The following is a 495-nucleotide window of genomic DNA, read 5'->3' on the forward strand; positions in this document are numbered from 1 at the left end:
GTTATCATTAACGGTTAGCGCAACAGTTAGCGCGCCGTCTGTGGCGTCCATGTTGTCAGTATCGCTACCGTTCACAGTATTGCCATTGCGATCTTCTGCGCTAGCGTTAACCGTGATATCACCATCAACCAGGCCTGAGATATCAACGCCATCAATCGAGTAAGTGCCGTCATCATTAACGGTGACACCTGTGACGATTTGGACTTTGCCGGCGCTATCGGTCAGGGTCAGCGTGACTGTGCTGCCCGGTGCCACGTCAGTTGTGGTGCCAGAGATATTGGCGGTTTCAGCGTTATCATCCACAGTGAGCGCAACAGTTAGCGCGCCGTCTGTGGCGTCCATGTTGTCGGTGGCTTCATCGTTAACGGTGTTGCCGTTGCGATCTTCTGCGCTAGCGTTAACCGTGATGTCACCATCAACCAGACCTGAGATATCCACACCATCAATCGAGTAAGTGCCATCATCATTAACGGTGACACCCGTGACGATTTGTAC

General features: G+C 52.3%; 1 pseudogene. It reads right to left on the bottom strand.

Annotated features, from left to right (window positions below):
- Positions 1–495: pseudogene (locus MSG37_RS21290) on the bottom strand (RTX toxin); the annotation flags it as partial.

It is taken from the genome of Shewanella sp. 1CM18E, assembly GCF_023161665.1.
Lineage (GTDB): Bacteria > Pseudomonadota > Gammaproteobacteria > Enterobacterales > Shewanellaceae > Shewanella.